The 24,256-nt window shown below is 57.3% G+C and carries 19 protein-coding genes; 11 read left to right on the top strand and 8 right to left on the bottom strand.

The window, feature by feature from the left end; translation table 11 throughout:
- Window positions 1-75: 75 nt before the first annotated feature.
- A complete protein-coding gene (locus tag E1J53_RS00960; RefSeq protein ID WP_134270105.1) occupies window positions 76-2,001 on the bottom strand; it encodes an ABC-F family ATP-binding cassette domain-containing protein in 1,926 nt (641 codons plus the stop codon).
- A gap of 204 nt (window positions 2,002-2,205) precedes the next feature.
- On the opposite strand from E1J53_RS00960, the gene E1J53_RS24195 reads away from it, so the two are divergent.
- A complete protein-coding gene (locus tag E1J53_RS24195; protein WP_134270104.1) occupies window positions 2,206-2,742 on the top strand; it encodes a CAP domain-containing protein in 537 nt (178 codons plus the stop codon).
- 18 nt (window positions 2,743-2,760) lie between these two features.
- Here E1J53_RS24195 and E1J53_RS00950 read toward each other — a convergent pair whose 3' ends face one another.
- The gene (locus tag E1J53_RS00950) at window positions 2,761-5,082 is read right to left on the bottom strand and encodes a hypothetical protein (protein WP_134270103.1); all 2,322 of its coding nucleotides are present in this window, start codon (window positions 5,080-5,082) and stop codon (window positions 2,761-2,763) included.
- Between the two features lie 350 nt (window positions 5,083-5,432).
- On the opposite strand from E1J53_RS00950, the gene fumC reads away from it, so the two are divergent.
- Window positions 5,433-6,830: a class II fumarate hydratase gene (fumC, locus tag E1J53_RS00945; protein WP_134270102.1), complete on the top strand. Its 1,398-nt coding sequence runs from the start codon at window positions 5,433-5,435 to the stop codon at window positions 6,828-6,830.
- Here fumC and E1J53_RS00940 read toward each other — a convergent pair.
- Window positions 6,827-8,383, bottom strand: a complete 1,557-nt coding sequence (locus E1J53_RS00940) for a hypothetical protein (protein WP_134270101.1) — start codon at window positions 8,381-8,383, stop codon at window positions 6,827-6,829. The two genes, fumC and E1J53_RS00940, sit on opposite strands and share 4 nt — an antisense overlap.
- Window positions 8,384-8,510: 127 nt before the next feature.
- On the opposite strand from E1J53_RS00940, the gene E1J53_RS00935 reads away from it, so the two are divergent.
- The 5 genes from E1J53_RS00935 to E1J53_RS00915 all read left to right on the top strand — a co-directional run bounded on the left by E1J53_RS00935 (window position 8,511) and on the right by E1J53_RS00915 (window position 14,393).
- Window positions 8,511-10,547 (top strand): BatA domain-containing protein, encoded by a 2,037-nt coding sequence (locus tag E1J53_RS00935; protein WP_134270100.1) that lies wholly within the window; start codon window positions 8,511-8,513, stop codon window positions 10,545-10,547.
- Between the two features lie 372 nt (window positions 10,548-10,919).
- Window positions 10,920-12,185, top strand: coding sequence for a dihydroorotase (locus E1J53_RS00930; protein WP_134270099.1), 1,266 nt, complete (start codon window positions 10,920-10,922; stop codon window positions 12,183-12,185).
- Window positions 12,186-12,194: 9 nt separating this feature from the next.
- Window positions 12,195-13,151 carry a glycosyltransferase family 2 protein gene (locus tag E1J53_RS00925; protein ID WP_134270098.1) on the top strand — a complete coding sequence of 319 codons (957 nt, stop codon included), beginning with the start codon at window positions 12,195-12,197 and terminating at the stop codon, window positions 13,149-13,151.
- Window positions 13,144-13,587: a nucleoside deaminase gene (locus tag E1J53_RS00920; protein ID WP_134270097.1), complete on the top strand. Its 444-nt coding sequence runs from the start codon at window positions 13,144-13,146 to the stop codon at window positions 13,585-13,587. The genes E1J53_RS00925 and E1J53_RS00920 overlap by 8 nt, the downstream gene beginning before the upstream one ends.
- A 269-nt stretch (window positions 13,588-13,856) precedes the next feature.
- Entirely contained in the window at window positions 13,857-14,393 is a 537-nt protein-coding gene (locus E1J53_RS00915) for a hypothetical protein (RefSeq protein WP_134270096.1), read from the top strand.
- A 55-nt stretch (window positions 14,394-14,448) separates the two neighbouring features.
- Here E1J53_RS00915 and gmk read toward each other — a convergent pair whose 3' ends face one another.
- A complete protein-coding gene (gene gmk / locus E1J53_RS00910; protein ID WP_134270095.1) occupies window positions 14,449-15,033 on the bottom strand; it encodes a guanylate kinase in 585 nt (194 codons plus the stop codon).
- A gap of 1 nt (window position 15,034) precedes the next feature.
- Window positions 15,035-15,928 carry a YicC family protein gene (locus tag E1J53_RS00905; protein WP_134270094.1) on the bottom strand — a complete coding sequence of 298 codons (894 nt, stop codon included), beginning with the start codon at window positions 15,926-15,928 and terminating at the stop codon, window positions 15,035-15,037.
- Window positions 15,929-16,279: 351 nt separating this feature from the next.
- Here E1J53_RS00905 and E1J53_RS00900 point away from each other — a divergent pair, with 351 nt between their 5' ends.
- The 3 genes from E1J53_RS00900 (at window position 16,280) to E1J53_RS00890 (ending at window position 19,681) form a co-directional block, all read left to right on the top strand.
- A complete protein-coding gene (locus E1J53_RS00900) occupies window positions 16,280-16,591 on the top strand; it encodes an HU family DNA-binding protein (protein ID WP_134270093.1) in 312 nt (103 codons plus the stop codon).
- Window positions 16,591-17,385 carry a tetratricopeptide repeat protein gene (locus tag E1J53_RS24600; protein WP_134270092.1) on the top strand — a complete coding sequence of 265 codons (795 nt, stop codon included), beginning with the start codon at window positions 16,591-16,593 and terminating at the stop codon, window positions 17,383-17,385. The genes E1J53_RS00900 and E1J53_RS24600 overlap by 1 nt, the downstream gene beginning before the upstream one ends.
- Before the next feature lie 748 nt (window positions 17,386-18,133).
- Window positions 18,134-19,681, top strand: coding sequence for an Rne/Rng family ribonuclease (locus tag E1J53_RS00890; protein WP_134270091.1), 1,548 nt, complete (start codon window positions 18,134-18,136; stop codon window positions 19,679-19,681).
- Window positions 19,682-19,758: 77 nt separating this feature from the next.
- Here the strand turns inward: E1J53_RS00890 and mscL are convergent, their stop codons facing one another.
- The 3 genes from mscL to sppA form a co-directional block, all read right to left on the bottom strand.
- On the bottom strand, window positions 19,759-20,175 hold the full coding sequence (mscL, locus tag E1J53_RS00885) for a large-conductance mechanosensitive channel protein MscL (protein ID WP_134270090.1): 417 nt from the start codon (window positions 20,173-20,175) through the stop codon (window positions 19,759-19,761).
- A 199-nt stretch (window positions 20,176-20,374) separates the two neighbouring features.
- The gene (locus E1J53_RS00880; protein ID WP_134270089.1) at window positions 20,375-20,806 is read right to left on the bottom strand and encodes a DUF4293 domain-containing protein; all 432 of its coding nucleotides are present in this window, start codon (window positions 20,804-20,806) and stop codon (window positions 20,375-20,377) included.
- Window positions 20,807-20,912: 106 nt separating this feature from the next.
- The gene (sppA, locus tag E1J53_RS00875) at window positions 20,913-22,697 is read right to left on the bottom strand and encodes a signal peptide peptidase SppA (RefSeq protein ID WP_134270088.1); all 1,785 of its coding nucleotides are present in this window, start codon (window positions 22,695-22,697) and stop codon (window positions 20,913-20,915) included.
- Window positions 22,698-22,942: 245 nt separating this feature from the next.
- Here sppA and E1J53_RS00870 point away from each other — a divergent pair, with 245 nt between their 5' ends.
- Window positions 22,943-24,190 carry an S-adenosylmethionine:tRNA ribosyltransferase-isomerase gene (locus E1J53_RS00870; RefSeq protein ID WP_134270087.1) on the top strand — a complete coding sequence of 416 codons (1,248 nt, stop codon included), beginning with the start codon at window positions 22,943-22,945 and terminating at the stop codon, window positions 24,188-24,190.
- Window positions 24,191-24,256: the final 66 nt, after the last annotated feature.

Raw genomic sequence — 24,256 nt, 5'->3', positions numbered from 1 at the left:
TATCGCTTTCCGGACTTTACCCCCACTTTAACGACAAATTCACCCTTCGGCCAAATTTAATTGGGCCAACACCCATTATTCGCCCAGCGCTTCGCTGGCCGTCTCCCAGGCTTCCATGGCCGTTTCCAGATCCGCCTGTTTTGCGCTCAGTTCCCCACTCGTTTTGGCCACCCGGGCCTCATCGTTGTAAAAGTCCGGATCGGACATCAACAGGTGCAATTTCTCGATTTCCTTTTCCAGGCGTTCAATTTTCCGCTCGGCGTTGCCCACGTCTTTTTGCAGGCGGCGGCGCTCTTCGTAACTCAGTTCTACCTTTGGCGCGGCGGCTGCCGCCGCCGGGGTAGGCGCACTTTCTTTGGCGGCCTTCTCCAGCTCCACGCTCCGCATATCCTCCAGCTTACGCTTTTCGAGGAAGAAGTTGATGTCCCCGAGGTGCTCGTAGAGTTGGTGATCCCGGAACTCGATGGTCCGCTCCGTCAGTCCCGCCAGGAATTCCCGGTCGTGGCTCACGACGAGCAGCGTGCCGTCGTAGTCCATCAGGGCCTGCTTCAGCATGTCCTTGCTGGCCATATCCAGGTGGTTCGTTGGTTCGTCCAGTACCAGAAGATTGAAGGGCCGCAGCAGCATGGCCGCCAGGGCCAGACGAGCGCGCTCCCCACCGGAAAGCACCATGACTTTTTTGTCCACGTCTTCCCCGCTGAACAGAAAGGCCCCAAGGATACCCCGTAGCCGGGTCCGCATTTCCGGTGGGCTGACTTCCTCCAGCGTCTCCAGCAGCGTTTTTTTACCGTCCAGGGCATCGCTCTGGTTTTGGGCGTAGTAGCCGATGCTGACGTTGTGGCCGAGTTCCACGTCCCCGGCCGTAGCGGGAAGTTGACCGATGAGAATTTTTGCCAGGGTGGTCTTACCCTGTCCATTTTGCCCCACAAAGGACACCCGGTCCCCGCGGTCAATCTTCAGGTCCACGCCCCGTAAAACGTTAAGGTCTCCGTAGGATTTGGTGATGCTCCTGGCGGTAACGGTGATGGCACCGCTGCGCGGCGCCTTCGGAAACCGCAGGTTCATCACGGCGGTGTTTTGCTCGTCGAGTTCAATGCGCTCGATCTTATCGAGCTGCTTTTGCATACTCTGGGCCATCTTGGTCTTGGTGGCCTTGGCCATGAACCGGTTGATGGTACGCTCCTTGTCGGCGATGACCTTCTGCTGGTTCTCGAAAGCCGCTTCGGCCTTTTCCCGCCGGTCCGCCTGCAACTCTACGTATTTACTGTAGCCCGCCTTGTAGTCGTGGACCTTCCCCAGTTCAATTTCCAGCGTCCGGTTGGTTACGTTGTCCAGGAACTGCTTATCGTGACTGATGGTGATGACCGCGCCCGTGTAGGTCGTCAGCCACTGCTCCAGCCAGATGATGGATTCAATGTCCAGGTGGTTGGTCGGTTCGTCCAGCAGCAGGTAATCTGGCCGCTGCAGCAGCATCTTGGCCAGTTCGATCCGCATCTGCCAACCACCGGAAAATTCGGTGGTCTGACGCCCGAAGTCTTTTTGTTCAAAACCCAGTCCCTTGAGTACCCGCTCGGCCTCCGCTTCCATGGTTATGCCCCCCACCAGGGCAAAGCGCTCCGTCAGGGAGGTAAATTCCTCGAGCATCTTGGCGTAGGAGTCGGTGTCGTAATCCGTGCGGGTTTCCATCTCCCGGTTCAGTTCGGCCAGTCGCTCCTCCATGGCCTGAATGTGCGCGAAGGCCGTCAGGGTTTCCTCCATGACGGTCCGGCCGGTGGGCAGGTCCATTTCCTGGTGCAGAAAACCGAGGGTGGTGCCCGACGGGCGGGTGACGTGCCCCTCGTCCGGCGTCTGATCGCCGGCAATGATTTTGAGCATGGTGGACTTCCCCGCTCCGTTGCGCCCCACCAGTCCCACTTTATCGCGGGGCATCACGACAAAGGAAACCTTATTGAAGAGGATACGATCTCCGTACTGCTGATAGATGCCAGTGGCGCTGAGCATGGGACAAGATATTGGGGTTAAGCGGCCGCAAAGATACGCAATCACCCCTGGAAGCTGAACACCCGACGTCGTACACATTCCTTCGGGTATTGGTCGGGGCGCCTGCACGAGAAAGTTAAATTTTATAAAAATCAATATCTGACGTACGACCTCCACTTTGGCGGGACGTTAGGTCTGCCCACTTCAACTCGTAATCCCCTTATCGTGCAAAGAATATTCTCGTTTCTGCTTTTTGCTCTGCTGTTTACCGCTTGTCAGACCGATCTGACCTTCGGTGACCCGGTATTCGAAGACCCCGAAGCACCAACGACCGAAGACACGAATTCCGACGTCTCCAACGAGGAGCTGACCATGGCCCAGCAGGCCCTCAACCTGGTGAACGCCACCCGGGCCGAAGGTTGCCGGTGCGGCAACACTTTGATGCCCCCCGTTGCCCCGCTGGAGATTGATGAACGCCTCATGATCGCGGCCCAACTTCACTCGGAAGATCAGGCGCAAATGAACCGAATGCAGCATCAGGGGAGTGATGGCTCCCGGGTATCCGACCGGGTAACGCGTACCGGATACCGCTGGCGCCGGGTGGGCGAAAACGTCGCCTGGAACTATCCCAACATTGCCAGTGTGGTGCAGGGATGGTTCAACAGCGAGGGCCACTGCCTCAACCTCATGAACGCCAATTTCCAGCACATGGGCTTCGGGGAAAGTAATCGCTACTGGACGCAGGTTTTTGCTACGGAGTAGCCTAATCTCCTCGCCTCCCTACTCGACCCGGAAGTTGTTACACAGCAACTCCCGCCCCGCGCGGAGACAGATGTCTTCGGCTACCGGACGAAGCCACAACTCGTCCAGCCAGTAATGGTAATAAAAATCTCCTTCCAGCGTCAGCCGGGTCGCACCGGGAGGCATCCTGAAGGCCATGTTCACCCGTAGCCACCCCCGATCCGTATCGAAGGACTCGTTCGTCCAGCGACGCATTTTGTGGATACGCTCGTTCTCCTGTCCGAATACGCGCAGGGTAAAGCGGGGGCCGCCGGAACGCACGGGATCGGCGTAGGTCCAGACGCTTACCTCTACGGAATCGCTCCATAAATCCGGATTGATCGGGAGGTCCCAGATTTCAGAAGTCCCGGAAGGGAATTTACCCGCTTGCTCCCCGAAGTAGGTCCGGTCGGTTCCGGTGGAAAAGTCGTGTCTCCGGGCACGGCCCAGCGTGTCCGCGGCCTGGTTGAGGGTACTGTCCACACTTGTCCGGTGCAGACTCCGCAGGTCCGCAACGGAAATTTTCCGCAGTCCAATTTTTTCGTCTTCGTATACCGGAGTCCCCGCCGCGAAAAGGTTCGCTTCTCCGGGATCCAGGTCGTCTTCCCTGGAGGCCAGGAGGAGGATGTCCCGGTCGGCATCGAGGATATCCAGGAGTGGCCTTTTTAACAGGGGGTGGCTCACCAGCTGCATGCTCGCCAGCGACTGCGCCAGCGACATTCGGGAAAGCTTGCCGTTGATGAGCGGCAGGCCGGTAATAACCGAAAGCTGGTAGCCATTATAGTTGCTGCGCCACACGCCGGGGTGTTGCAGTTTATCGGTCCAGCCATGCTCGGTCGGGAGAAGGTAAATTCCCTGGTACTCAGCGGAGTTGATGGCGTGTTCTTCGGCAATAGCCTCCAGCGGGGCCAGCGAACTCGGACGAAATCCATTGTGGTGAATCCGCCCGTCCAGGCTGCTGGTCACGTACTGATGCGCCTGCAGCGTCCACACGCCGAGCACGACGAGGATAATTATTTGTCCAATCCGGTTTTTCCGTTCGGTAAAGTGCGACCAGGCCAGGTGCACGCTCAGCGCCGCAGCCACCGCCAACACGTAATAAAATGGCCAGGCAAAACGCGCCGGTGCCCGAAACTGAAGGATGCGCCCGAGGTGATCGTAAGACCACTCCCGGAACCATTCGAAGGGCAGGCCAAAGGAAAACAACAGCGCCAGCAGACCGCCACCCAGCAGCAACCAAATCCGGGGGTTATCCGGCAGGAAGACATCGGTTAGAGCGGGCCTTGCGGAGTCGCCTTCATTTGGCGAGGACGCAGGTGCCAGCCGTTTTCGAAAGAGCCACGCGAAGGGAGCCACCAGCAAAAACAAAATCGAAATCCAACCGAGAAAAGTGCGGCTCTCCCGGGGCGGGTCCGCTTCGTTTCCGTCAATCCAGTTGGCCAGGTCCGCCCCCAGCACGTCCGGACTGGACAGCAGTCCCTTCAGCTTCATCGTGTTGGTGAAAAAACCGTAGGGTACCTGCACCCGATCTTCGACGATATCGGTGGCCGCCAGCACCCACATGATGGCCCCGCCACTGATCACGACCACCCCGAGCCAGTGCAGCATCCTTCCGGTGCCGAGCACTGGTTTACCCAGCAAGCGCATCAGCACCGCCAGACCCAAACTGGCCAGAAGGAAGGCTCCCGTAATGGCGAATAAGTAGGGATTGTTGAGGCCAAGGATAAAGATGACGCCAACCATCAGGGCCGAAAAGCCGAGGAGCCTCCACCCCTCCGACCGACTGAACAAATAGAGGAGCAGCAGCGGAAATAGGAAACTGTATCCCAGGGCGTAGTGCCCGCACACCTGCCGATAAATGTGGGGGGAAAGCATGCTTACCAGCAGGGCAAAAACCACCGCCCATCCCGGGCGTACGCCCAGGCGAAAAAACAGCAAAAAGAGCAGTAGAGCCGCAATTGGGTTACTCCAGAAAACCAGGACGTTCGAAATGCCCGCCGAGTAATCTTCGATACCCGGAAAGACGTCGCGCAACTCCGCCAGGGCCACGGCCAGGACGCCCTGGGCGTCCGTCATGAAGATGCTTTCCCGGTGGGGGTAATACTGCGAGGTGAGAAAGGGCCCCTTGCCGTAGGTGGCGTGGTACTGCAGGTTGTAATGGATCGTCAGTCCGTCCCCGCCGAAGGTGGGGGCCTTCTGGTTGGGATTCAGCATGAGGCCATCGAAATACCAACAGAAGATGATCGACGCCAGCAACAGGGTTACCAGAGCTCCCAGGCGAAGCCAGGTGGGGTTACCCGACAATGAGTTCTCCTCAGACATGATGCGAAGGTAGCAATCTGCCCGGGGAAGATTTTGTTCCCCCGTGACCAATTCACGTTTATCCAAACTTCTACCCTCACCAGACAACTTCCCCGGCCTTGATTTGTGTACAAATAGTGAATCAAGCTCGGGCGTAATACTTAGAGCTTGTTTGGATTTTGGTCGTCTGGCCGAATTTGAGATTTTTTTGGTGGTAGCAAGGCGGGGAAACCGGAGTTTAGCAGCGCTAAATGAGGATTTCCCCAACGAAGCTAGCGCCAAAAAAGGCTAAATGGAGGCCGATTACTAAATTCCAAACAAGCTCTTACTTTTGTGCCCCTGTTCTTAACGTCCAACCAAAAGAAAAACCCATGAGCGCCACCCGCCAGGAAAAAGACTCCATCGGATTCGTTGATGTACCCGCAGACCGTTACTGGGGAGCCCAAACCCAGCGCAGCCGGGAAAACTTCAAGATTGGTGGACAGCAAATGCCCATCGAAATCATCCGCGCCTTCGCCATCCTCAAAAAGGCCGCCGCCCGTACCAACGCTGCGCTCGGGGTACTAGACGGTGCCAAGTCCGACCTCATCGGCCGGGTAGCGGACGAAATCCTCGCCGGGAAACTCGACGACGAATTCCCCCTCGTGGTATGGCAGACGGGCTCCGGCACTCAGTCCAACATGAACGTCAACGAAGTGATCGCCAATCGCGGGCACGTCCTCAACGGCGGCGCCCTCACCGACGAGAAGAAGGCCCTCCACCCTAACGATGACGTGAACAAGAGCCAGTCCAGCAACGACACTTTCCCCACGGCCATGCACATCGCCGCCTACACCATCCTGATGGAAAACACCATCCCCGGAGTAGAGCAGCTGCGGGACACCCTCAAGGCCAAGAGCGAGGCCATGAAGGACGTCGTCAAGATCGGCCGCACCCACTTCATGGACGCGACCCCACTGACCCTCGGTCAGGAATTCAGCGGTTACGTCAGTCAGCTGAATCATGGCCTGAAGGCCGTTCGTAACTGCCTTGACCACCTCAGCGAGCTGGCCCTCGGGGGGACCGCCGTGGGCACCGGACTGAACACGCCCGCCGGCTACTCCGTCGCCGTCGCCAAGGAAATTGCCGACCTGTCCGGCTACCCCTTCCGGACGGCCGAAAATAAATTCGAGGCTCTAGCCGCCCACGACGCCATCGTGGAGGCCCACGGAGCCCTGAAGACCCTGGCCGTCAGCCTGACGAAAATCGGTAACGACATCCGGATGCTGTCCAGTGGTCCCCGCTCCGGAATCGGCGAGATCATCATTCCCGCCAACGAACCCGGCTCCAGCATCATGCCCGGCAAGGTGAACCCCACCCAGAGCGAAGCCCTCACCATGGCCATGGCCCAGGTCCTGGGCAACGACGTGGCCATCAACGTGGGCGGCGCTACCGGTCACTTCGAACTCAACGTGTTCAAGCCCATGATGATCTTCAACTTCCTCATGAGCGCCCGCCTCATCGGAGACGCCTGCCGCAGCTTCGAGGCCAACTGTGCCGCCGGGATCGAACCCAACCACAAAAAAATCAACGAGCACCTCAACAACAGCCTGATGCTGGTGACGGCCCTGAACACCAAAATCGGCTACGATAAAGCCGCCACCATCGCCAAGAAGGCCTACCAGGAGGACAGCACACTCAAGGAAGCCGCCATCGCGCTCGGCTACCTGACCGCCGAAGAGTTCGACAAATGGGTACGCCCCGAGAAGATGATCGGCAGCCTGGATTAATCCCGGCCCGACACTTCGTGAGATTTAAGTTCCGCGGACGTGAAAAGATTGCCCTGGACGGTGGACTGCAGTCCACTGACCAGCGCCTTCCAGTAGAGGTTGAAGAATGATTTCTGGGGGTCATGCACGTAGTAGACCTGGCCCATCTGTAGGTCACCGTTGGGGCGAGGATTGGAATTCCGAACCACGATCCCCTCAAAAATATTTTTGATCCAGGCGCCCTTCCCCTTCATCTTCAGGTCCAACTCATCGTAGCGGAACAAAAGTTCGCCGTCTGCCCGTGAACCATCCGCCGAAAAATTATAGGACAATTCATGTAAGTGTCCCGACTGAATACTCGCATCGGCCGCCACTTCCATCAGGGGATTGACTTTGGGCAGCGCGTAGTCCTTCAGCCGGCCGGAAGCAAAAAATGCCCGGCCGTCGCCCGACTGATCAAAGGTAAAGGTGATGGAAAGTGGAGCGGTTTCTTCAAACATGAAGTCACCGGTTACGACCAGGGAATCTGCGGTGGGTCGGGAGCTCAGATGCTCCAGTCTGATGGTTCCGCGATCAAAGGTGATGTCCGGTGCGGGCGTCCCGGGCTTCAGGACCCCGTAGTTCAGGTTGGCCCGATTAACCTTCAGCAGGGCCAACTCCATGGGAAAGGGAATCTTCCGCAGCTCCTCCACCGGGAAGGGTTTCTGCTGCGCCTGAGGCCGCGACGGTAAGGCGGGGTTTTCGAATACCGCCAGGTTCAGGTCACTGACCGTGACCAGGGGAAAAGCTGCCACCCCGCCCCGGAGAAGACTATCCAGCGGTAAATCTTCTACGCGAATAGAATCCAGCCGGAGGGCCGTCCAGGCCCGCTTATACGATTGTTGGGTAAGGAATTGTCGGGAACCCTCGCGGGGATGCAGGCGCATGCAACCTACCTCCAGACTGGAGTCCCGGGTTTCCAGCACAACGTCCTTCATCGACCAGTAGGCCGGCCGGTGGGGCCGGACCAGCGTAAAACTGTCGAGGGATATTTTGGCGTTGGGCATTCGGGCCGGCGCAAAGGGGTAGCGAAAATCTCCCATGGCCAGGCTAGCTCCGGAAGCCAGGATTTTGGTCTCGTCCTCCTCGTTCATCAGGCGGAGCGCCCCCGAGTGGAGCAGTATCGAGTCGACGACGACATCCGGCAAGGAAGCGGCTGAATCTTTGGGATTGACCAAAGAGTCCACTGCCGGGAACAACCGAAAGTCCGGGGTTTGAATCCGCAGACTTGCGGCCCTGATTTTGCCGGAAGTCAGCAGGGGCAATAACCGAAGCCCATTGATTTCCAGACGTTCCACGGCACCTGCGCTCCGGCGCCCCGCTAATCGCCGTTGTAAAACAATGGTATCCGCCGTCAGCGAAATCGTCCCCAACCCCATCGAAAATTGGTAGCCCGCCAACGAAAGGGAGTCTTCCCCCCGGTTGGCGTCTTCCAGCATGGCCTGCAGTCGCTGCCCGGCGTAGTGCGGCACGCCCACCCAATAGGTCAGGGCCAGCGCTAGTGCAAGTCCTCCGGCAATTAAGTATATTTTCATGGTGCCCCTTTACGTCATAGCAATAATACGGGATTGAAGTTCGGTCCGTGCCCCGCCCACGGCAAATCATTACCTTTGCCTGCCCGTACGAAACAAAGCGGGCGCTACGTTCGTCTTTTACCTCAGTATGCAGTTTCTCTACCCCTCCTTTCTCTGGGCACTGGCCGCCCTGGCCATCCCGATCATCATTCACCTCTTTTACTTTCGCCGGTTTAAGAAGGTCTACTTCAGTAACGTGAAGTTTCTTCAGGAAGTGAAGGAAGAAACCAGTATGCGCAGTCGGCTGCGCAACCTCCTGGTGCTGATGGCCCGCTGCCTGGCCATCATTGCCCTGGTGTTTGTTTTCGCCCAGCCCTTTCTGCCGTCCGCCAAGGAGGTCCTCAAGGGAAGAAAGGCCGTCAGCCTCTACCTCGACAACAGCTTCAGTATGGGAGCCGAGAGCGACAGCGCCCCCCTCCTCCAGATCGCCAAGGACCGCGCCCGGGACGTAGTGAACGCCTATGGCGTCGAGGATCGCTTCCAGATTCTGGACAACCGCTTCACGGGCCGCAACCAACGACTGGTGGGTCAGGAGGAGGCCCTCAACCTCATCGAGGAAGTAAGGCTGACCCCGGAATCCCGCACCCTGACCTCCGTCATGGGCCGCCAGGAATCCGCCCTGCGGACCGAAAGCATCGACAACCGCATCGCCTACCTGATTTCCGACTTCCAGGAAAACATCGTAGACATTGATCCGGCCACCGTCGACACCAACATCCGGACCAACCTGGTCCCCCTCCGGGCGGTGCGGGAACGTAACGTGTCCATTGATTCCGTCTGGTTCGAAGCCCCGGTGCCGCAGCTCAACCAGAACAACCTCCTGCTGGTCCGGGTGAAAAACTACGGCGCAGAAGACCTCGATAACGTCCGGCTGTCCCTGAGTTACGGCGGACAAAACAAGCCGGAGGGCACCCTGACCATTCCGGCGGGTGACTACGTGGTGGACAGCGTTTACCTGAACATCAGTCAGCCGGGCATCGGGCGGGCGGCGCTGCGCATTACGGACTTCCCGGTGCAGTTTGACGATGTGTACCACATCACGTTCCGGACCGCCGACCGCGTCCGCGTGCTGAACATCGACGACGATGGTCAGGCCAACCGCAACCTGCGGGCCGCCCTGGGCGGGCTGTCCGTGTTCGCGGCCGACTACGTCAACGCCCGCAACATCGATTACGGGGCCCTGGGCAACTATGACCTGGTGGTGATCACGGACCTGGTGCAGGTAGCCAGCGGACTGGCCGAGCAACTCCGGCAGTACGTCGCCAACGGTGGTAATCTGCTGGTCTTCCCCTCCCGCAACGCGGACCTGGCCTCCTACCGGACCTTCCTCCAACGCTTCCCGGCCGACGAGCTGCGGGAGTTCGATCCCGCTCCCCGGGAGGTGAGCGCGATCAACACCAACGAGTTCATCTTCCGCGACGTGTTCCGCAACCGCAACGCCAACCTGCGGCTCCCGACCACCCAGGGTAACTTCCCCATCGGTCGCCTCGGCAGCCGCCGGCAGGAGAGTCTGCTGACCTACCGGGACGGGAGCACGGCCCTCGGCAAATACCGCGTCGGGAAGGGCAACCTGTACCTCAACGCCGCCCCGCTGGACAACGAGCTGAATGACCTGGCCCTGAACGCAGAAATCTTCATCCCCATGCTCTATAAGATGGGCATCAGCAGCGGGCGTCGTCGTCCGGCGGCCTACACCATCGGCCAGAATGAGGTCATCGAAACCAACCGCCGGGGAGCCACGTCGGAGTTGGTGTATAAACTCCGCGGACCGGGCGGCGAATTTATCCCCGGGCAGCGCATCGTAGAACAGCGGGTTTTGCTGAGCCTCGACAATCAGGTGCCCGAAGCCGGGGTCTATGAACTGGTGCTCGGAGAGGAGGTCGTGGACGCCTTTGCCTTCAACTACGACCGCCGGGAATCCGACCTGACCTACCTCAACGAAGCCTCGCTGGAGGAGCTCACGGGCGCCGGTACGCTCGGCTTGCTTTCCGCCGACAACCAGGCCAGCCTGATCGGAGAAATCCGGGAAAGCAACGAAGGCACTCCGCTCTGGCGCTACTTCCTCTGGGCCGCCCTCGCCTTCTTCCTCGTCGAGGTGTTGCTGTTGCGCTTCTGGAAGGTGTAGAGAATGGCCGGAGGCAGGTGCAGTGAATTCTAGCGAGAAGCAAAGTAAATCCGGGGAAGAGCAGGGTTTAGCCTCTTCGTCGGCCGAGGCGGGTTAGTATGAACTTTCGCGACATCTCTGAGCAGCTCGTTGCACTCGACAGATACGAGGAGCGCTCAGAGAGATGGAAGTAAGGTCGGTCCTCGGAGCAGTCTCTGCAGGGCCGCAGGCCCGAATTGCTGCTCCGAGGTCTCGACTTGGAGGCCCACATAATCGACAATTTTCTTCCATTTTAGCATGCCGTGGTCGCCTTTCGGCGAAAGGCGACACCATTCCTGAAGGTAGGCTTTTACCCCCTCAGCTTATCGTCAATCTTTTTACCTTTGCTCCACCATGCTGCTTCGCTCCCTCCACATCCTAGATCCGGACGGTCCTCACCATCAGGAGACCGTCGACCTGCGCATTCAAGACGGACACTTCACCGAGCTGGCCGGCGGCCTGACGGCCGAGGAAGGAGAGCAGGTTATTGACCTTTCGGGATGCTATGCGGCGCCGGGCTTTCTCGACCTGGGCACCTACCTGGGCGACCCCGGTCACGAAGACCGGGAAGACATCGCCAGCCTGACCGCCGCCGCCGCGGCGGGCGGCTTCGTGGCCGTCGCTCCCCTACCGGACACCCTGCCCGTGCGCCAGAGCGTGGCGGACCTGGGGTACCTGCGGAGCCACAACGGAAGTGGGCCCATCGACTGGCTGCCCCTGGCGGCCCTGAGTCAGGACCTGAAGGGGAAAGACCTGACCGAGATGCTGGAACTCCACCGCGCCGGCGCGGTGGCCTTCACCGACGGCCCCCACCGCCGCGTCAGCGGCAGCCTGCTGAAGCGGGCCCTGGAATACGCCAAAGCCACCCAGGCCCGGGTGATGGTCTCCCCCTACCACCCGGAACTGATTCCGGACGGCCAGATTCACGAAGGACTGGTCAGCACCCGCCTGGGCTTACGGGGTATCCCGACCATGAGCGAGACCATCCCCCTGAAGCGGGATCTTGAACTCCTGGCCTACACGGAAGGCCGGCTGATCGTCCACCTCCTCTCCTCGGCCGAGGGCGTCGAAGAAGTGCGCCGCGCCAAGGCGGCGGGGCACGAGGTTTTTGCCACGGTCAGTGCCCATCACCTGTTGCTGTCCGTGGAGGCCCTGTCGTCCTTTGACACCCACGCAAAGATGCTTCCCCCGCTCCGGGAGGAAAGCGACCGCCTGGCCCTGATCGCCGGCCTGAAGGACGGCACCATCGACGCCATCGTGAGCAACCACCAGGCCCGCCACGGGGAGGAAAAGGATCTCGAATTCCTGTACGCCGATTTTGGTGCCCGGGGTATCCAGACGGCCTTCAACGAATGCCTCGCGGCTCTGGGGGAAGAATTTGCCTTGGCGGACATTACCGAAAAGCTGGGTAACGGTCCCCGACGGCTACTGGGCCTACCCGCCCTGCACCTGCGCTCCGGCGCCCCGGCCAAACTCAGCATTTTCCGCAAGGACGCGGAGATCAGCCTGCACGACAACGATCTTAAGGGTAAGACCGTTAATAATCCCGTGATTGGTCGGGCCCTGCCCGGCAAGATCATCGGTACGGTCAATAATGGCCAGTTTTTCCCCGCCGGATAAGCGTACCCTATGGACATCAGCGTAGTCGTTCCCCTCTTTAACGAAGAAGAATCCCTGCCCGAGCTTACGGCCTGGATCGACCGGGTCATGAAGGCCAATGATTTCTCCTACGAAATCTGGATGGTCGACGACGGCAGCACGGATAAAAGCTGGTCCGTGATCGAGGACTTGCGCAAGGAGTACCCCCAGCTGAAGGCCGTGAAGTTTCAGCGCAACTACGGCAAGAGTCCGGCCCTGCACACCGGCTTTCGCCACGTACGGGGGGAGGTGGTCATCACGATGGATGCTGACCTGCAGGACAGTCCCGACGAAATCCCCGAGCTCTACCGGATGATCAAAGAGGAAGGTTTTGACCTGGTCTCCGGATGGAAAAAGAAGCGGCACGATCCGCTGGGCAAAACGCTTCCTTCAAAATTCTTTAATGCCGTCACCCGGATGGCCAGTGGCATCAAGCTACACGACTTCAACTGTGGGTTGAAGGCCTACCGGCGGCAGGTGGTCAAGTCCATTGAGGTCTACGGAGACATGCACCGACACATGCCGCTGCTGGCCAAGTGGGCGGGCTTCCGAAAAATTGGCGAGAAGGTGGTCGAACACCGCGCCCGGAAATACGGGTATTCAAAATTCGGCGTAAGCCGCCTGGTGACGGGCTTTCTGGACCTGCTGACGCTCCTGTTCGTGGGCAAATTCGGCAAACGGCCCATGCACCTCTTCGGCACGCTGGGCACGCTGATGTTCCTGGTTGGGCTCGGCAGCACCGCCTACGTCGGCGGGGCCAAACTGTATGCGCTGGCCAACGGGATGCCCAAAACCCTGGTGACCAACAACCCCATCTTTTTCATTGGCCTGACCGCCATGCTGCTGGGCACCATTCTTTTCGTGACGGGCTTCCTGGCGGAACTCGTGGTGCGGTCTTCCTCAGACCGCAACAATTATCTGGTGGAAACCGTACTGGACGATGCTTGAGGTATACGATGATGCCTACTTCATGCGCCAGGCCATCGCCCAGGCGAAGCTGGCCGCCCGGGAAGGCGAAATACCGGTGGGCGCGATCGTAGTGTCCGGGGGCAGGATTATTGCCCGGGGGCACAACCAGACCGAACGGCTTAACGACGTGACGGCCCACGCCGAAATCATTGCCCTCACCGCAGCGGCCAACCACCTGGGAGACAAATACCTGCACGACTGCACCCTCTACGTCACCCTGGAACCCTGCCCCATGTGCGCGGGCGCCCTGGGTTGGGCCCAGGCAACCAGAATCGTCTACGGCGCCAGTGACGACAAGCGCGGATTTATGCGTTTTGGCCGGGAACTGCTGCACCCCAAGACCATTCTGGAATACGGCATCCTGCACGAGGAATGCGGTCAATTGATGACGGAATTCTTCCGTAAGCGCCGATAAATTAGTTCGCCTTAGAGCTTGTTTGGGTTTTGGTTTTCTGGCCGAATTTGAGCATTTTTTGGTGCTGGTAAGGCGGGAATACCGGAGTCTAGCAGCGCTAAATGAGGATATTTCCAACGCAACCAGCGCTAAAAAAGGCCAAATGGAGGTCGATTACTAAAATCCAAACAAGCTCTTAACAATTGCCGTTAAATATGGCTTAAACACGAGCAACCATTGCACCTGCGTTCGCGCCAATGCTTTAGTATTGTATCATCAAACAGCCAGCCATGACAAGATTACTCTTCCCCCTTTTCCTGCTTTGCGTGCTCGTTTCTTCCTGCGGTCCCAAGTTAAGTCCGCTTTCCCAGCGCCTGATTGAAGACCAGGGTTGGAACGAAGATGATCTCAAGCGCATCCAGTTTTATCTTTCCGAAGACCTGATTCTGAACCGGGAACTCCGGGGAGGATCTTCCGAAATCCGGAACGGACAGGTAAAAATCGTGGACGGACGTGAGGTGGAACAAATGGTCTTTAAACGCAACACCCCCGGGGTATTCATCTTCAGCCCGAAGACCCAACGGATGGCCATCAGCTTCGAGCGACAGGATGACAACTATCTGGTTTTCGGTCCGAACCCCAAAGCGGGTAACCGGTATACCCTGCTGGCCAGCGACTGGAATCGCCGCCGGGGAACGGTAACCTACGCCGGTCAAACCTGGCAGGTGAGCAGTAATGACGCCTTTGCCAGCCTCCTCATTCCCCTCAAGCGCCTACGCGACAATGAGGTACGGGGCCGGGTGGCCGGAGGCCGTAAGCTGAAGTAATTAGCCTTTCCCCATCAGGAAACCGTGCCGGGATAGCAAACGTATCGGGTGATGATTATTCCCCGGCGTCCATTACACCGATAAATTCTCCGACGATGGCCTCCGCCTCCGCCAGTGCGGTGGCGAGGTCATCGTTGACCAGTACCCGGTCAAAGCTGTTTACGTAGCTGAGTTCCTCCCCCGCCCGTGCGATGCGAACCCGTAGGCTGTCTTCGCTCTCGGTATTACGGTCGCGGAGTCGTTGAAAGAGGACTTCCGGACTGGGAGGCGCCACGAAAACCGCCAGGCTGTTGTCGGGGAAGAATTTTTTGAGGTTGGTGGCTCCCTTCACCTCAATGTCAAAAACCACGGACCGGCCGCTGGCGAGGATGCGATCAATTTCGCTGCGCAGGGTGCCGTAGAACCGCCCGGGGTAAACCTCTTCGTATTCCACGAAATCGCCGGCGGTGATCCGGCGTTCAAATTCCTCGGTGGAAAGGAAGTAATAGTCACGCCCGTCTTCTTCTCCGGGGCGGGGCGGGCGATTGGTCGCGGAAACGGAGAACGACAACTGGCCATACTTTCCCAGCAGGTGTCGTACGATGGTCGTTTTTCCGGCTCCCGAAGGGGCGGTGAAAATCAATAGTTTTCCGTGCGGCATATCAGGCGACGTTTGCGAGCTGTTCCTTGATCATTTCCAGGTGCTCCTTCATGTTCACCACCAGCTTCTGGATGTCCGCAGAATAGGCCTTGGCGCCCAGGGTGTTAACCTCCCGGCCAATCTCCTGGCTGATGAAGTTAAGCTTCCGCCCCTTGATTTCGTCGTCGTTACCCAAAATCTCCAGGAAGTACTTACAATTCTGGGCCAGGCGAATCTTTTCTTCGTTGATGTCCATTTTCTCCAGGTAAAACAGCACCTCCTGCTCGAATCGGTTTTTATCCACGTTGGAGCGACCGAGGAAATCCTCCAGCTGCTTACTCATCCGGTCCCGGACGGCCTGCACCCGTGCCTCTTCGAAGGCGGATACCTGGTCGAGAAGTTCGACGATGGCTTCACAGCTGGTGCCAAGATCATCGGCGAGGACCTTACCTTCCTGTAGGCGGTAGCTGTGGAGACGCTCCAGGCACTCCCGGGCGGTCCGCTGCAGGGTGAGCCACTCCGTTTCCGTGAGTTCACTGGTTCCCGCTTCGATAACGCCGGGAGTCCGCAGAAGTCCGGCAATCACTCCCTGAAGGTGATCATCCTGAATGGGGTACTTGGTGTGCTTGCCCATGCGGTGGGCCACTTCGTCATAAAGGCCACCGAGGAGCGGGAGATTTACGGCAACCGTACCGCCGCCGGTTTCGTCCTTGATGTCAACGATCATTTCCAGTTTACCCCGCTTGGTCGCGTTGAGGACTTCTTTTCTCAGCACCACCTCGTACTTATGGAGTTGCTGCGACGTTCTTAAGCGTAGGTCACTTTGTTTACTGTTCAACGACCGGATTTCTACGGTGTAAGTTTTGCCCGCTTCGGACGTGCTGGCCCGGCCGTAGCCGGTCATGGATAAAAGCATAGGTAGTCTGATTATTCGACTGGCGACAAAGATAGACTACCCGATGCGACTAGCCCAACCGGTGGGAGCGGGTTTTGGCCGTCGGGCCACGGAGAGATATCTGAAGTCATGAGAATCCTTCTAAGTGATTGATTGCAAAAGAAATAGTTCGGTTCATTACCCGTAACCGAGTAAAAAATGCGATATTTGCGTCGCTTTTGTACGCCCCCTCCGGCGATTCCCCCTGCGGGAATCGATTCAGCTGGGGTTAAGAGCTTCAGAAATTGTTGTTTCACAGGGAATTACCCCTGCGTCACTCACGAATTATTTTGGTTCCCCCGACCACCAATTGTACGATAACGAAAACGAAAAATGAGGAAAGCTGATTTAGTTGCAAACATTTCCGAGAAAACCGGTATTGCTAAGGTAGATGTACTGGTTTCTTTGGAAAGCTTTTTCAAGGAAGTTAAGAGCAGCCTGGCGGAAGGTGAAAATGTTTACATCCGTGGTTTTGGCTCTTTCATCGTAAAGAAGCGTGCTGAAAAAATCGGCCGCCACATTAAGGAGAATAAAGCCATCGTTATTCCCGAGCACTTTATCCCGGCCTTCAAGCCCGCCAAAGTTTTCGTTGAGCAGGTTAAGGATAAGGTGACGGCGCTTCCTGAGGAAGAAAAGATCGACTAGTGGGAAAAACCCAATGGATTGCCGCCGGCCTTGCTGCCGCCCTGCTTTTGCTTACCTACTGGGGCTGCCCGGTGCGTCCGGCAGAAATGGAAGCAAGCTTTCAGCGTGGTCCAATGGAAACGACGGGACTCGAAACCCTCATTCGCGAGGCTCGGGACCGTCTCAACCCCGCTCAGCTGGCCAACCTGGCCAGTCTTGAAGAAGTACTCTCCGCTACGGAAGGCGATTCCGCCAGGACGAGCATTCTTGAGCAACTGGCGGGAGAATGGTATCGGGCCGGAGAACCAGCCATTTCCGGGATTTACGCGCGGCAGATTGCCGAAGTCGTGAACACGGAGGATGCCTGGTCCATCACCGGAACGACCTTCAGTCTTTGCCTCCAACGGGAGGGAATTGACGCCAAAATAAGGCAGTTCTGTGCCAGCCAGGCCGAACAGGCCTATCAGGCGGCCATCAGTCTTGATCCGCAAAATGCCGACCACCGGATTAATCTGGCGGTCAGTTATACGGACTTCCCGCCACCGGGTGAACCCATGAAGGGAATTCTGATGCTGCGGGACCTGGAAAAGCAGTATCCCGAGAACGCTCGGGTGTATCTGACCCTGGCCAGACTGGCCATAAAAACGAACCAACTGGAACGGGCCGTGGAACGGCTGGAAAAGGCAGCAGAGCTAGCTCCAACCAACCCCGATGCCGTCTGTCCGTTGGCTCAACTATACGAACAACTTGGTCGCCCGGAAGCACCGGCCATGGCAAGTCGCTGTACGGAAATCGTGCAGCCGTCGGGCCGATAATGCTCCGGAAAGCCAACCTAATCAGCATTCCGGTTGTATCCAATCGGGTATGCTGTTATACAGCAACCATATTATTAACCTAAACGACACTACTATGCCGTGTGGAAAAAAGCGTAAGCGTCATAAGATCGCCACGCACAAACGGAAAAAGCGTCTTCGCAAGAACCGTCACAAGAAGAAGAACAAGTAATTAACTACGGTTACATTACCACATACCAACTCCAGCCGGCACGCTAAAGGCGTGTCGGCTGGTCCCGGTAGAAGCAACCTGCATCCCAACTCATAAGCAGTTGTGGGTTGTACGGTCAAAAGCCCATCGGCGTTGCTTGCTCCGGTTAGCTCGTTCCTCATCTGTGTTCTTTTCAGGATGTATACCTCCTCAGCCCCATTATACCGTATACGATCAGTTTACAATACTTTAGGAGGGCTGCTAAAATTCCGGCCTCAATACGTGCCCCTAGTTTTACGGATCGCCCCTGGCATCACATCCGTTACCAAGAACTTAACCGCCACTGCCACCCTATTTGGGGGCGGCGGTTTCTAAAACACCGTATTCCCCAAGGCCCCGGCAAATCACTTTAGGTACATCCTGCCAGACTACTGCTGCGAACGATAATCGCGCGCATCCCTTCGGGCCGGCACCATTCTACCATGCTGGTGTGTTTTATTGGTATTGATGACATTGTTTTGTCCGTAATGGCCTCGTCCGTTATGGCGATTCACTGTATCAGCAACCACAACCTTAAGCGTGGAAAAAGAAATGATAGTATCCTCTACCGGAAAAACGGTAGAGGTAGCCCTGGTGGAAGACGGTAAACTCGTCGAAATCCACCGACAGCGTTCTACGGATCAGTTTACCGTAGGAGACGTTTTCCTGGGCAAAGTAAAGCGCGTCACGGCGCCCCTGAACGCCGCTTTTGTGGACATTGGCCACAAAAAGGATGCTTTCCTGCACTACACCGATCTGGGGCCGCGGGTTCGTTCGCTGCAAAAATATGCGCAGCTGACCCGCAACAACAAAATCCAGACGCACAAACTCGACAAGTTCAAATTTGAGCCCGAGATCGTCAAAACCGGAAAGATTGACGAGGTATTCGACAAACGCCAGGTGATTCTGGCGCAGGTCCTCAAAGAGCCGATCAGCACCAAGGGACCCCGTCTCAGTTGCGAGATTACCATTCCCGGTCGTTACCTCGTGATCACGCCCTTCAGCGAAGCGGTGGCCGTCTCCAAAAAGATCAGTACCAGTGAAGAGCGTAAGCGACTTCAGCTTCTGGTGGAAAGCATCCGGCCCAAAAACTTCGGAGTCATCGTGCGTACCGCCGCCGAAGGCAAGGGGGTAGGTGATCTGCTGGAGGAAGTCGAGTTGTTAATGGCGAAGTGGAAGAACATCTACGAAGCCGCCAAAACGGCTCAACCACCCACAAAACTGCTCAGCGAAGTAGATAAGACCACCGGACTTTTGCGCGATCTGTTAACGCCAGATTTCAGCAAGATCGTCGTTGACGACCAGGCGCTCTTTGAAACCGTCCGCCAGTACGTTACGGACGTGGCCCCCAAAGCCGCCAACATTGTTCAATTGCACAAGGGCAAACGCCCCATTTTTGATGCTCACGGTATCACCAAACAGATCAAAAGCAGCTTCGGCAAAACGGCCACCATGCCCAGTGGTGCCTACATCGTGATTGAACACACGGAGGCCATGCACACCATTGACGTCAACAGTGGTAACAAAATGCCCAGCCAGAACCAGGCGGAGGCCGTCCTGAAGATCAATATGGAGTCCGCCGAAGAAATCGCCCGTCAGCTGCGTCTACGGGACATTGGCGGCATCATCGTGATTGACTTCATCGATATGCGGGATGCCGAGCACCGGAAAAAGCTGGTGACCCACATGCGCCGGGCCATGAAGAACGACCGTGCCCAGCACACCGTCCTTCCCCTGAGCAAGTTCGGTTTGATGCAGATTACCCGCCAGCGGGTGAGACCCGAGGTGAAGATCACGACGGCCGAAAAGTGCCCCACCTGTAATGGAACGGGTAAGATCAACGCCACCATCTTACTGACCGACGACATTGAACGCGACCTGAACTTCATCATGGAGGCTCGCCCGAAGGCGAAACTCAAGTTGAAGGTCCATCCCTACGTGGCCGCTTACCTGAAGCGTGGGTTGCCCAGTCTGCAGATGAAGTGGTACATGCGCCACTATCGCTGGCTGGAAATTCAGGCCGACAATGACTTCCCCGTCACGACCTACAAATTTTACGACGGCCAGGACGACGAGATTAAACTCTAATCGTTCAGGTCATCCCGACACAACAATAGCCCGCACACCATGGTGTACGGGCTATTCTTTTTTTTGCGCTGACCAAATTATTTTTTGGCCAACTGATCGCGGATTTCCTTAAGCAGGTCGATCTCCGTCGGCCCCGGATCCGGAGCGGGAGCTTCTTCTTCCTTCTCTTTTTCGGTCAATCGGTTGTACGATTTAACGACCATGAAGATGATGAAGGCAATAATCAGAAAGTCGATGATGGTTTGAATAAACTTTCCGTAGCGGATGGCCGCACCTTCCGCCACCACGTTACCTTCTCCGTCCATCACGTCTTCGGTCAACTGATAGGACAGTTCGCTGAAATCAACGTCCCCCATGGCAGCTCCGATGGGTGGCATAATGATGTCGTTCGTGAAGGAGGTAACGATGGCCCCGAAAGCTCCGGCAATAATTACGGCAACGGCCAGCTCCAGCACGTTGCCCCGCATAATGAACTCTTTGAATTCCTTAAGCATAGTGTATAAGTGGTTTGTGTGAAGAGAATTTCCATCTTCACGTTCCAGAAAACACTCCAATATAGTTCCTTCACCCCAATATAGCCATGGGCAAGCGCCGCCTACGGCTCCCTAAAGAGCACAAGCCATCTTTCAACCCTACATCCGGGTGGACGAGGTGTAGATATTCAGTGACAAAATATTGGCGCTAAGCCCGGACTTACCGCAGACGATCCGCACTGCGTACCAGTTGCTCATCCTGCTTCACGTACCGTCGGCCGAGTAGGGCCAGAATGATCGCCAGTACGGGAAGAACGATACCGACATCAGGAGACGCTACCTTACCCGCCAGGTCGTTGAGCCACAGAAATACCCCGTAGCCCAGACCGAATAATACTACAACCACCGCAGCCAGGCTTAATTTCATCTGCAGCGGCCGGTTCTTATACAAAAAGACGACCACCAGCAAGAGAACGCCCGCCAGCGTAAAGGCCCCCATCAGCACGGGATCATCGAAAATATTGAAGCTCCCGTCGGCAAACAGATTGCTGTCCGCCATCGCCCGATCAGTATCGGCAGCGTCGGTAGCAAAAAGACCAAAGCAGGCCAGTGCGGCCAAAAACAGAAAGACGGATTGAATACGTTGTAGCATAATCGAAAGGGTTTATCTGCCCGCAAAGGTATTAGCGCCCGCCGGAAGTTCTTTCCGGCGGGCGCTAATCTTTTTCTAAGTTTAAAAATCGAAGCTCGTTTTCCCCCTAAAATCGCAGCATCAGGGGCAAACGGGCCTGGGCGCCCTCGGCGTTCGTGAGGTCCCGCATCATGCGGTAGTATTCGTAGTTTTCGGGGCCCAGTTGTTGCTTTACTACGCCCTCGGTTACGGCCGGCGTAAACTCCTGACCAAACAGTTCTTCCAGCAACTGCTCTAAGGGAGGTTTGATTTTGGGGTAATGACCAATGGAATAGTCATTGTCCAGATTAGCCATATTGGCGGCACTTTCAATGGCTTCTTCCAGGCCGGCCAGGCGATCCACCAGCCCTAGTTCTTCGGCCCGCATGCCGGAATACACGCGACCACCGGCAATTTCGCGGACCCGCTCCACCGGAATATCACGCCCCTCCGCTACGCGGCTCAGGAAAATATCGTAGATGTTTTCCGTACGCGCCTTGAGGATTTCTCTCTCTTCGGGGCCCATGTCCCGGAAGGTACTGAAGGCCGTGGCGTTGCGGGCCGTATTGACGGTATCAAAGGTGATGCCCAGTTTGTCGTTCATGAGCTCCTTCATGTTAGGGAACATCATGAACACCCCGATGGAACCCGTAATCGTCGAGGGTTCGGCGAAGATGGAGTCCGCTCCGGCGGCGATGTAGTAGCCGCCGCTGGCGGCGTAGTCCCCCATACTCACCACCACGGGTTTTCCGGCTTCCTTAAGTTGTTCCACGGCGTACCAGATGTTCTCCGAACTGCTGGCGCTGCCCCCTCCGCTGTTTACCCGGAGAACCACCGCCTTCACGTCGTCATCATCGATGAATTTCTCCAGTTCCTTGACGTACTTGTGGTCGCCGATGCTGCCGAGGTCTCCTTTGCCATCCACGATGGTGCCTTCGGCGATGAGGACGGCCACTTCGCTATCGCCCCCTCCCTTTAATTTCTTCATGCGGGCGGCGAAATAATCGTCCACCTCAATCGTATTCAGTTTCTCGTCCGGATCGAAGCCCACCAGCTCGTGCAGTCGGCGATCGATTTCGGTACGACGCTTGATGCCGTCCACCAGGCCCGCATCCACGGCCGCCTGTCCTTTCCAACCCGTCAGTGCCCCGGCCATTTCCCGCAGCTCTCCGGCCGGAATATTTCTGCCTGCGCTCAGGTCATCCAGCATCACCCCAAACAGGTCTTCCAGATATTCCTTGGTTTGCTCCCGGCTGGCGTCGCTCATCGACGTCCGGCGGAAGGGCTCCGTAGCACTTTTGTAATCTCCGGCCCAGAAAACCTCCATCTTCACGCCAACTTTATCCAGCGCCCCCTTAAAGAAGGGGATTTCGGCGCCAAGTCCGCGAAAATCCACCGCCCCGAGTGGGCCCATGAAGACCTCGTCACCGGCGCTGGCCAGGTAGTAAGCCTTTTGTTCGTAGTAGGGCGCGTAGGAGAGGACGAATTTCCCGGAAGTCCGGAAGTCTGCTACCGCTTCCCGCAGCAGGCGGAGGGAAGTAAAGGGAATGGCGTTGAAGGAATTGTTCAGGTAAATCCCCTTGATGTCATCATCGTCTTTGGCGTTTTCGATGGCCCGGATCAGATCGTGGAGGCCGAGTACCTCATCGGTATCAAAGCCACCGGCCAGGGGAGAATCCAGGGGTTGGTTGCCGGAAAGTTCGGGAACGGAGACCAGATCGATTTCAAGAATAGAATTCGCGCTCACGCGGGGTTTTTCTTCCGTCGAGGCCGCCAGGCCCGCGATGGTGGAAATTCCAATAAAAAACAGCGCCCCCAGGGCGAGAAGCGTACCCAGACAGGAGCCGAAAAGTATCTTGAAAAAATTGGACATGCCGTGAATTTTAGAAAGTTGTCACAAGAACGCCATCAACCACAGACTGTTGGTGGCTTTTCGATCAATGGCGGAAAAAACTAGGCGAAAGACAATCAGGAATCCAAAAGTGTGCCGGATTCCGGGGTTTAATCGGGGTTGCGGACGATTGTCTACGCGAAGAAAAGGCAGATTTCCCCTCGGAGTTTCATCCATTTCCCTTCTCCTGGTGTTGGCTTTCGAGCCCGTCAAACTAACTCCTAGAAATGGCCGATTCCGCCCGTTCCATCTCCATCGATGACTACGATTACGATCTGCCCGACGATCGCATCGCCCGGTATCCACTCGCGGATCGCGCGGCGGCCCGGCAGCTTCACTTTAAGGACGGCAAAATTTCCGAGCGTCCCTTCGGGGAACTGCCCGAGGTACTACCGGAAGGCACCCTGCTGATCGGCAATCAAACGCGGGTAATTCACGCCCGCCTGCACTTTCCGATCGGGGAAGGCAAACGCCCCGTGGAAATATTTTGTCTCGACCCGCTTGCCCCCCATGATTACGCGCTTTCTTTGGGCGCCGTTGCGCAGGTGCAGTGGAAATGCCTCATCGGCGGTAACCGCCGCTGGAAGCAGGGCGCACTCGAACTTCCCCTGGAAGTCGCTGGCCGACCGGTGACCCTCCGGGCCACCCGCCAGGAACGTCTGGACAATGCTTTTTCCGTAACCTTCTCCTGGGAAAGCGACCAAACAATCAGCTTCGGGGAAGTACTGGCCGCGGCCGGCACCATTCCTCTCCCCCCCTACCTCGGCCGTCAGGCCGAGGCAAGCGATGCCCAGCGCTACCAGACCGTTTTCGCCAAGGAGGAAGGTTCCGTTGCCGCCCCCACCGCCGGACTGCACTTCACGCCGGCCGTCCTGGAAGCCATTGGCCGACGGGGCATTCGGTGGCGGGAACTCACCCTGCACGTGGGTGCCGGAACCTTCAAGCCCGTATCTTCCGAAACCCTCGGGGACCACACTATGCACCGCGAGTTTTTTACCGTGAGCCGGTCCCTCGTAGCTTCCCTGGCCGAACAACTGGCAGCCGGCCACCCCATCGTAAGTGTCGGGACGACCAGCCTCCGCTGTCTGGAAAGTCTCTTCTACCTCGGCGCGAAACACTTCCGGGGGGAATTAACCGAGGTGAGGGGACCGGTGTTTGTCGACCAGTGGGTAACGGAACAAGACACACTCTCTGCGGTCAGTACCTCAGACGCCCTCCGGAGCCTACTGGCCCTCATGGACAACAACCAACTGGAAGAACTATCGGGTTACACCCAGTTGCTGCTCACGCCCGCTACCCGCTTAAGGGTGGCGGATGGTATCATCACGAACTTTCACCAGCCGCGCTCTACGCTGCTGTTGCTGGTAGCCACCCTCGTGGGGGACGCATGGCGGAATATCTACCGCTATGCCCTGGACAACGATTTCCGTTTTCTCAGCTACGGAGACAGCAGTTTACTCTGGAAAAACCGGTAGCCGCGAGGGGCCTTACGGGGTCACCCGGCCCAACCAGAAAAGAAGGCACCTGCGCTCCGCGCCCAA

Origin of the sequence: Lewinella sp. W8 (genome assembly GCF_004375085.3) — a bacterium.
Lineage (GTDB): Bacteria > Bacteroidota > Bacteroidia > Chitinophagales > Saprospiraceae > Neolewinella.
Note: the sequence above shows the minus strand (reverse complement) of the source record. Positions and strands in the feature narration are given on the sequence as shown.

Excerpts from the sequence above, each read along its gene's own strand:
- E1J53_RS00960 (WP_134270105.1), bottom strand. The coding sequence starts at position 2,001 with ATGCTCAGCGCCACTGGCATCTATCAGCAGTACGGAGATCGTATCCTC.
- E1J53_RS00950 (WP_134270103.1), bottom strand. The coding sequence starts at position 5,082 with ATGTCTGAGGAGAACTCATTGTCGGGTAACCCCACCTGGCTTCGCCTG.
- fumC (WP_134270102.1), top strand. The coding sequence starts at position 5,433 with ATGAGCGCCACCCGCCAGGAAAAAGACTCCATCGGATTCGTTGATGTA.
- E1J53_RS00940 (WP_134270101.1), bottom strand. The coding sequence starts at position 8,383 with ATGAAAATATACTTAATTGCCGGAGGACTTGCACTAGCGCTGGCCCTG.
- E1J53_RS00935 (WP_134270100.1), top strand. The coding sequence starts at position 8,511 with ATGCAGTTTCTCTACCCCTCCTTTCTCTGGGCACTGGCCGCCCTGGCC.
- E1J53_RS00930 (WP_134270099.1), top strand. The coding sequence starts at position 10,920 with ATGCTGCTTCGCTCCCTCCACATCCTAGATCCGGACGGTCCTCACCAT.
- E1J53_RS00925 (WP_134270098.1), top strand. The coding sequence starts at position 12,195 with ATGGACATCAGCGTAGTCGTTCCCCTCTTTAACGAAGAAGAATCCCTG.
- E1J53_RS00920 (WP_134270097.1), top strand. The coding sequence starts at position 13,144 with ATGCTTGAGGTATACGATGATGCCTACTTCATGCGCCAGGCCATCGCC.
- E1J53_RS00915 (WP_134270096.1), top strand. The coding sequence starts at position 13,857 with ATGACAAGATTACTCTTCCCCCTTTTCCTGCTTTGCGTGCTCGTTTCT.
- gmk (WP_134270095.1), bottom strand. The coding sequence starts at position 15,033 with ATGCCGCACGGAAAACTATTGATTTTCACCGCCCCTTCGGGAGCCGGA.
- E1J53_RS00905 (WP_134270094.1), bottom strand. The coding sequence starts at position 15,928 with ATGCTTTTATCCATGACCGGCTACGGCCGGGCCAGCACGTCCGAAGCG.
- E1J53_RS00900 (WP_134270093.1), top strand. The coding sequence starts at position 16,280 with ATGAGGAAAGCTGATTTAGTTGCAAACATTTCCGAGAAAACCGGTATT.
- mscL (WP_134270090.1), bottom strand. The coding sequence starts at position 20,175 with ATGCTTAAGGAATTCAAAGAGTTCATTATGCGGGGCAACGTGCTGGAG.
- E1J53_RS00880 (WP_134270089.1), bottom strand. The coding sequence starts at position 20,806 with ATGCTACAACGTATTCAATCCGTCTTTCTGTTTTTGGCCGCACTGGCC.
- sppA (WP_134270088.1), bottom strand. The coding sequence starts at position 22,697 with ATGTCCAATTTTTTCAAGATACTTTTCGGCTCCTGTCTGGGTACGCTT.
- E1J53_RS00870 (WP_134270087.1), top strand. The coding sequence starts at position 22,943 with ATGGCCGATTCCGCCCGTTCCATCTCCATCGATGACTACGATTACGAT.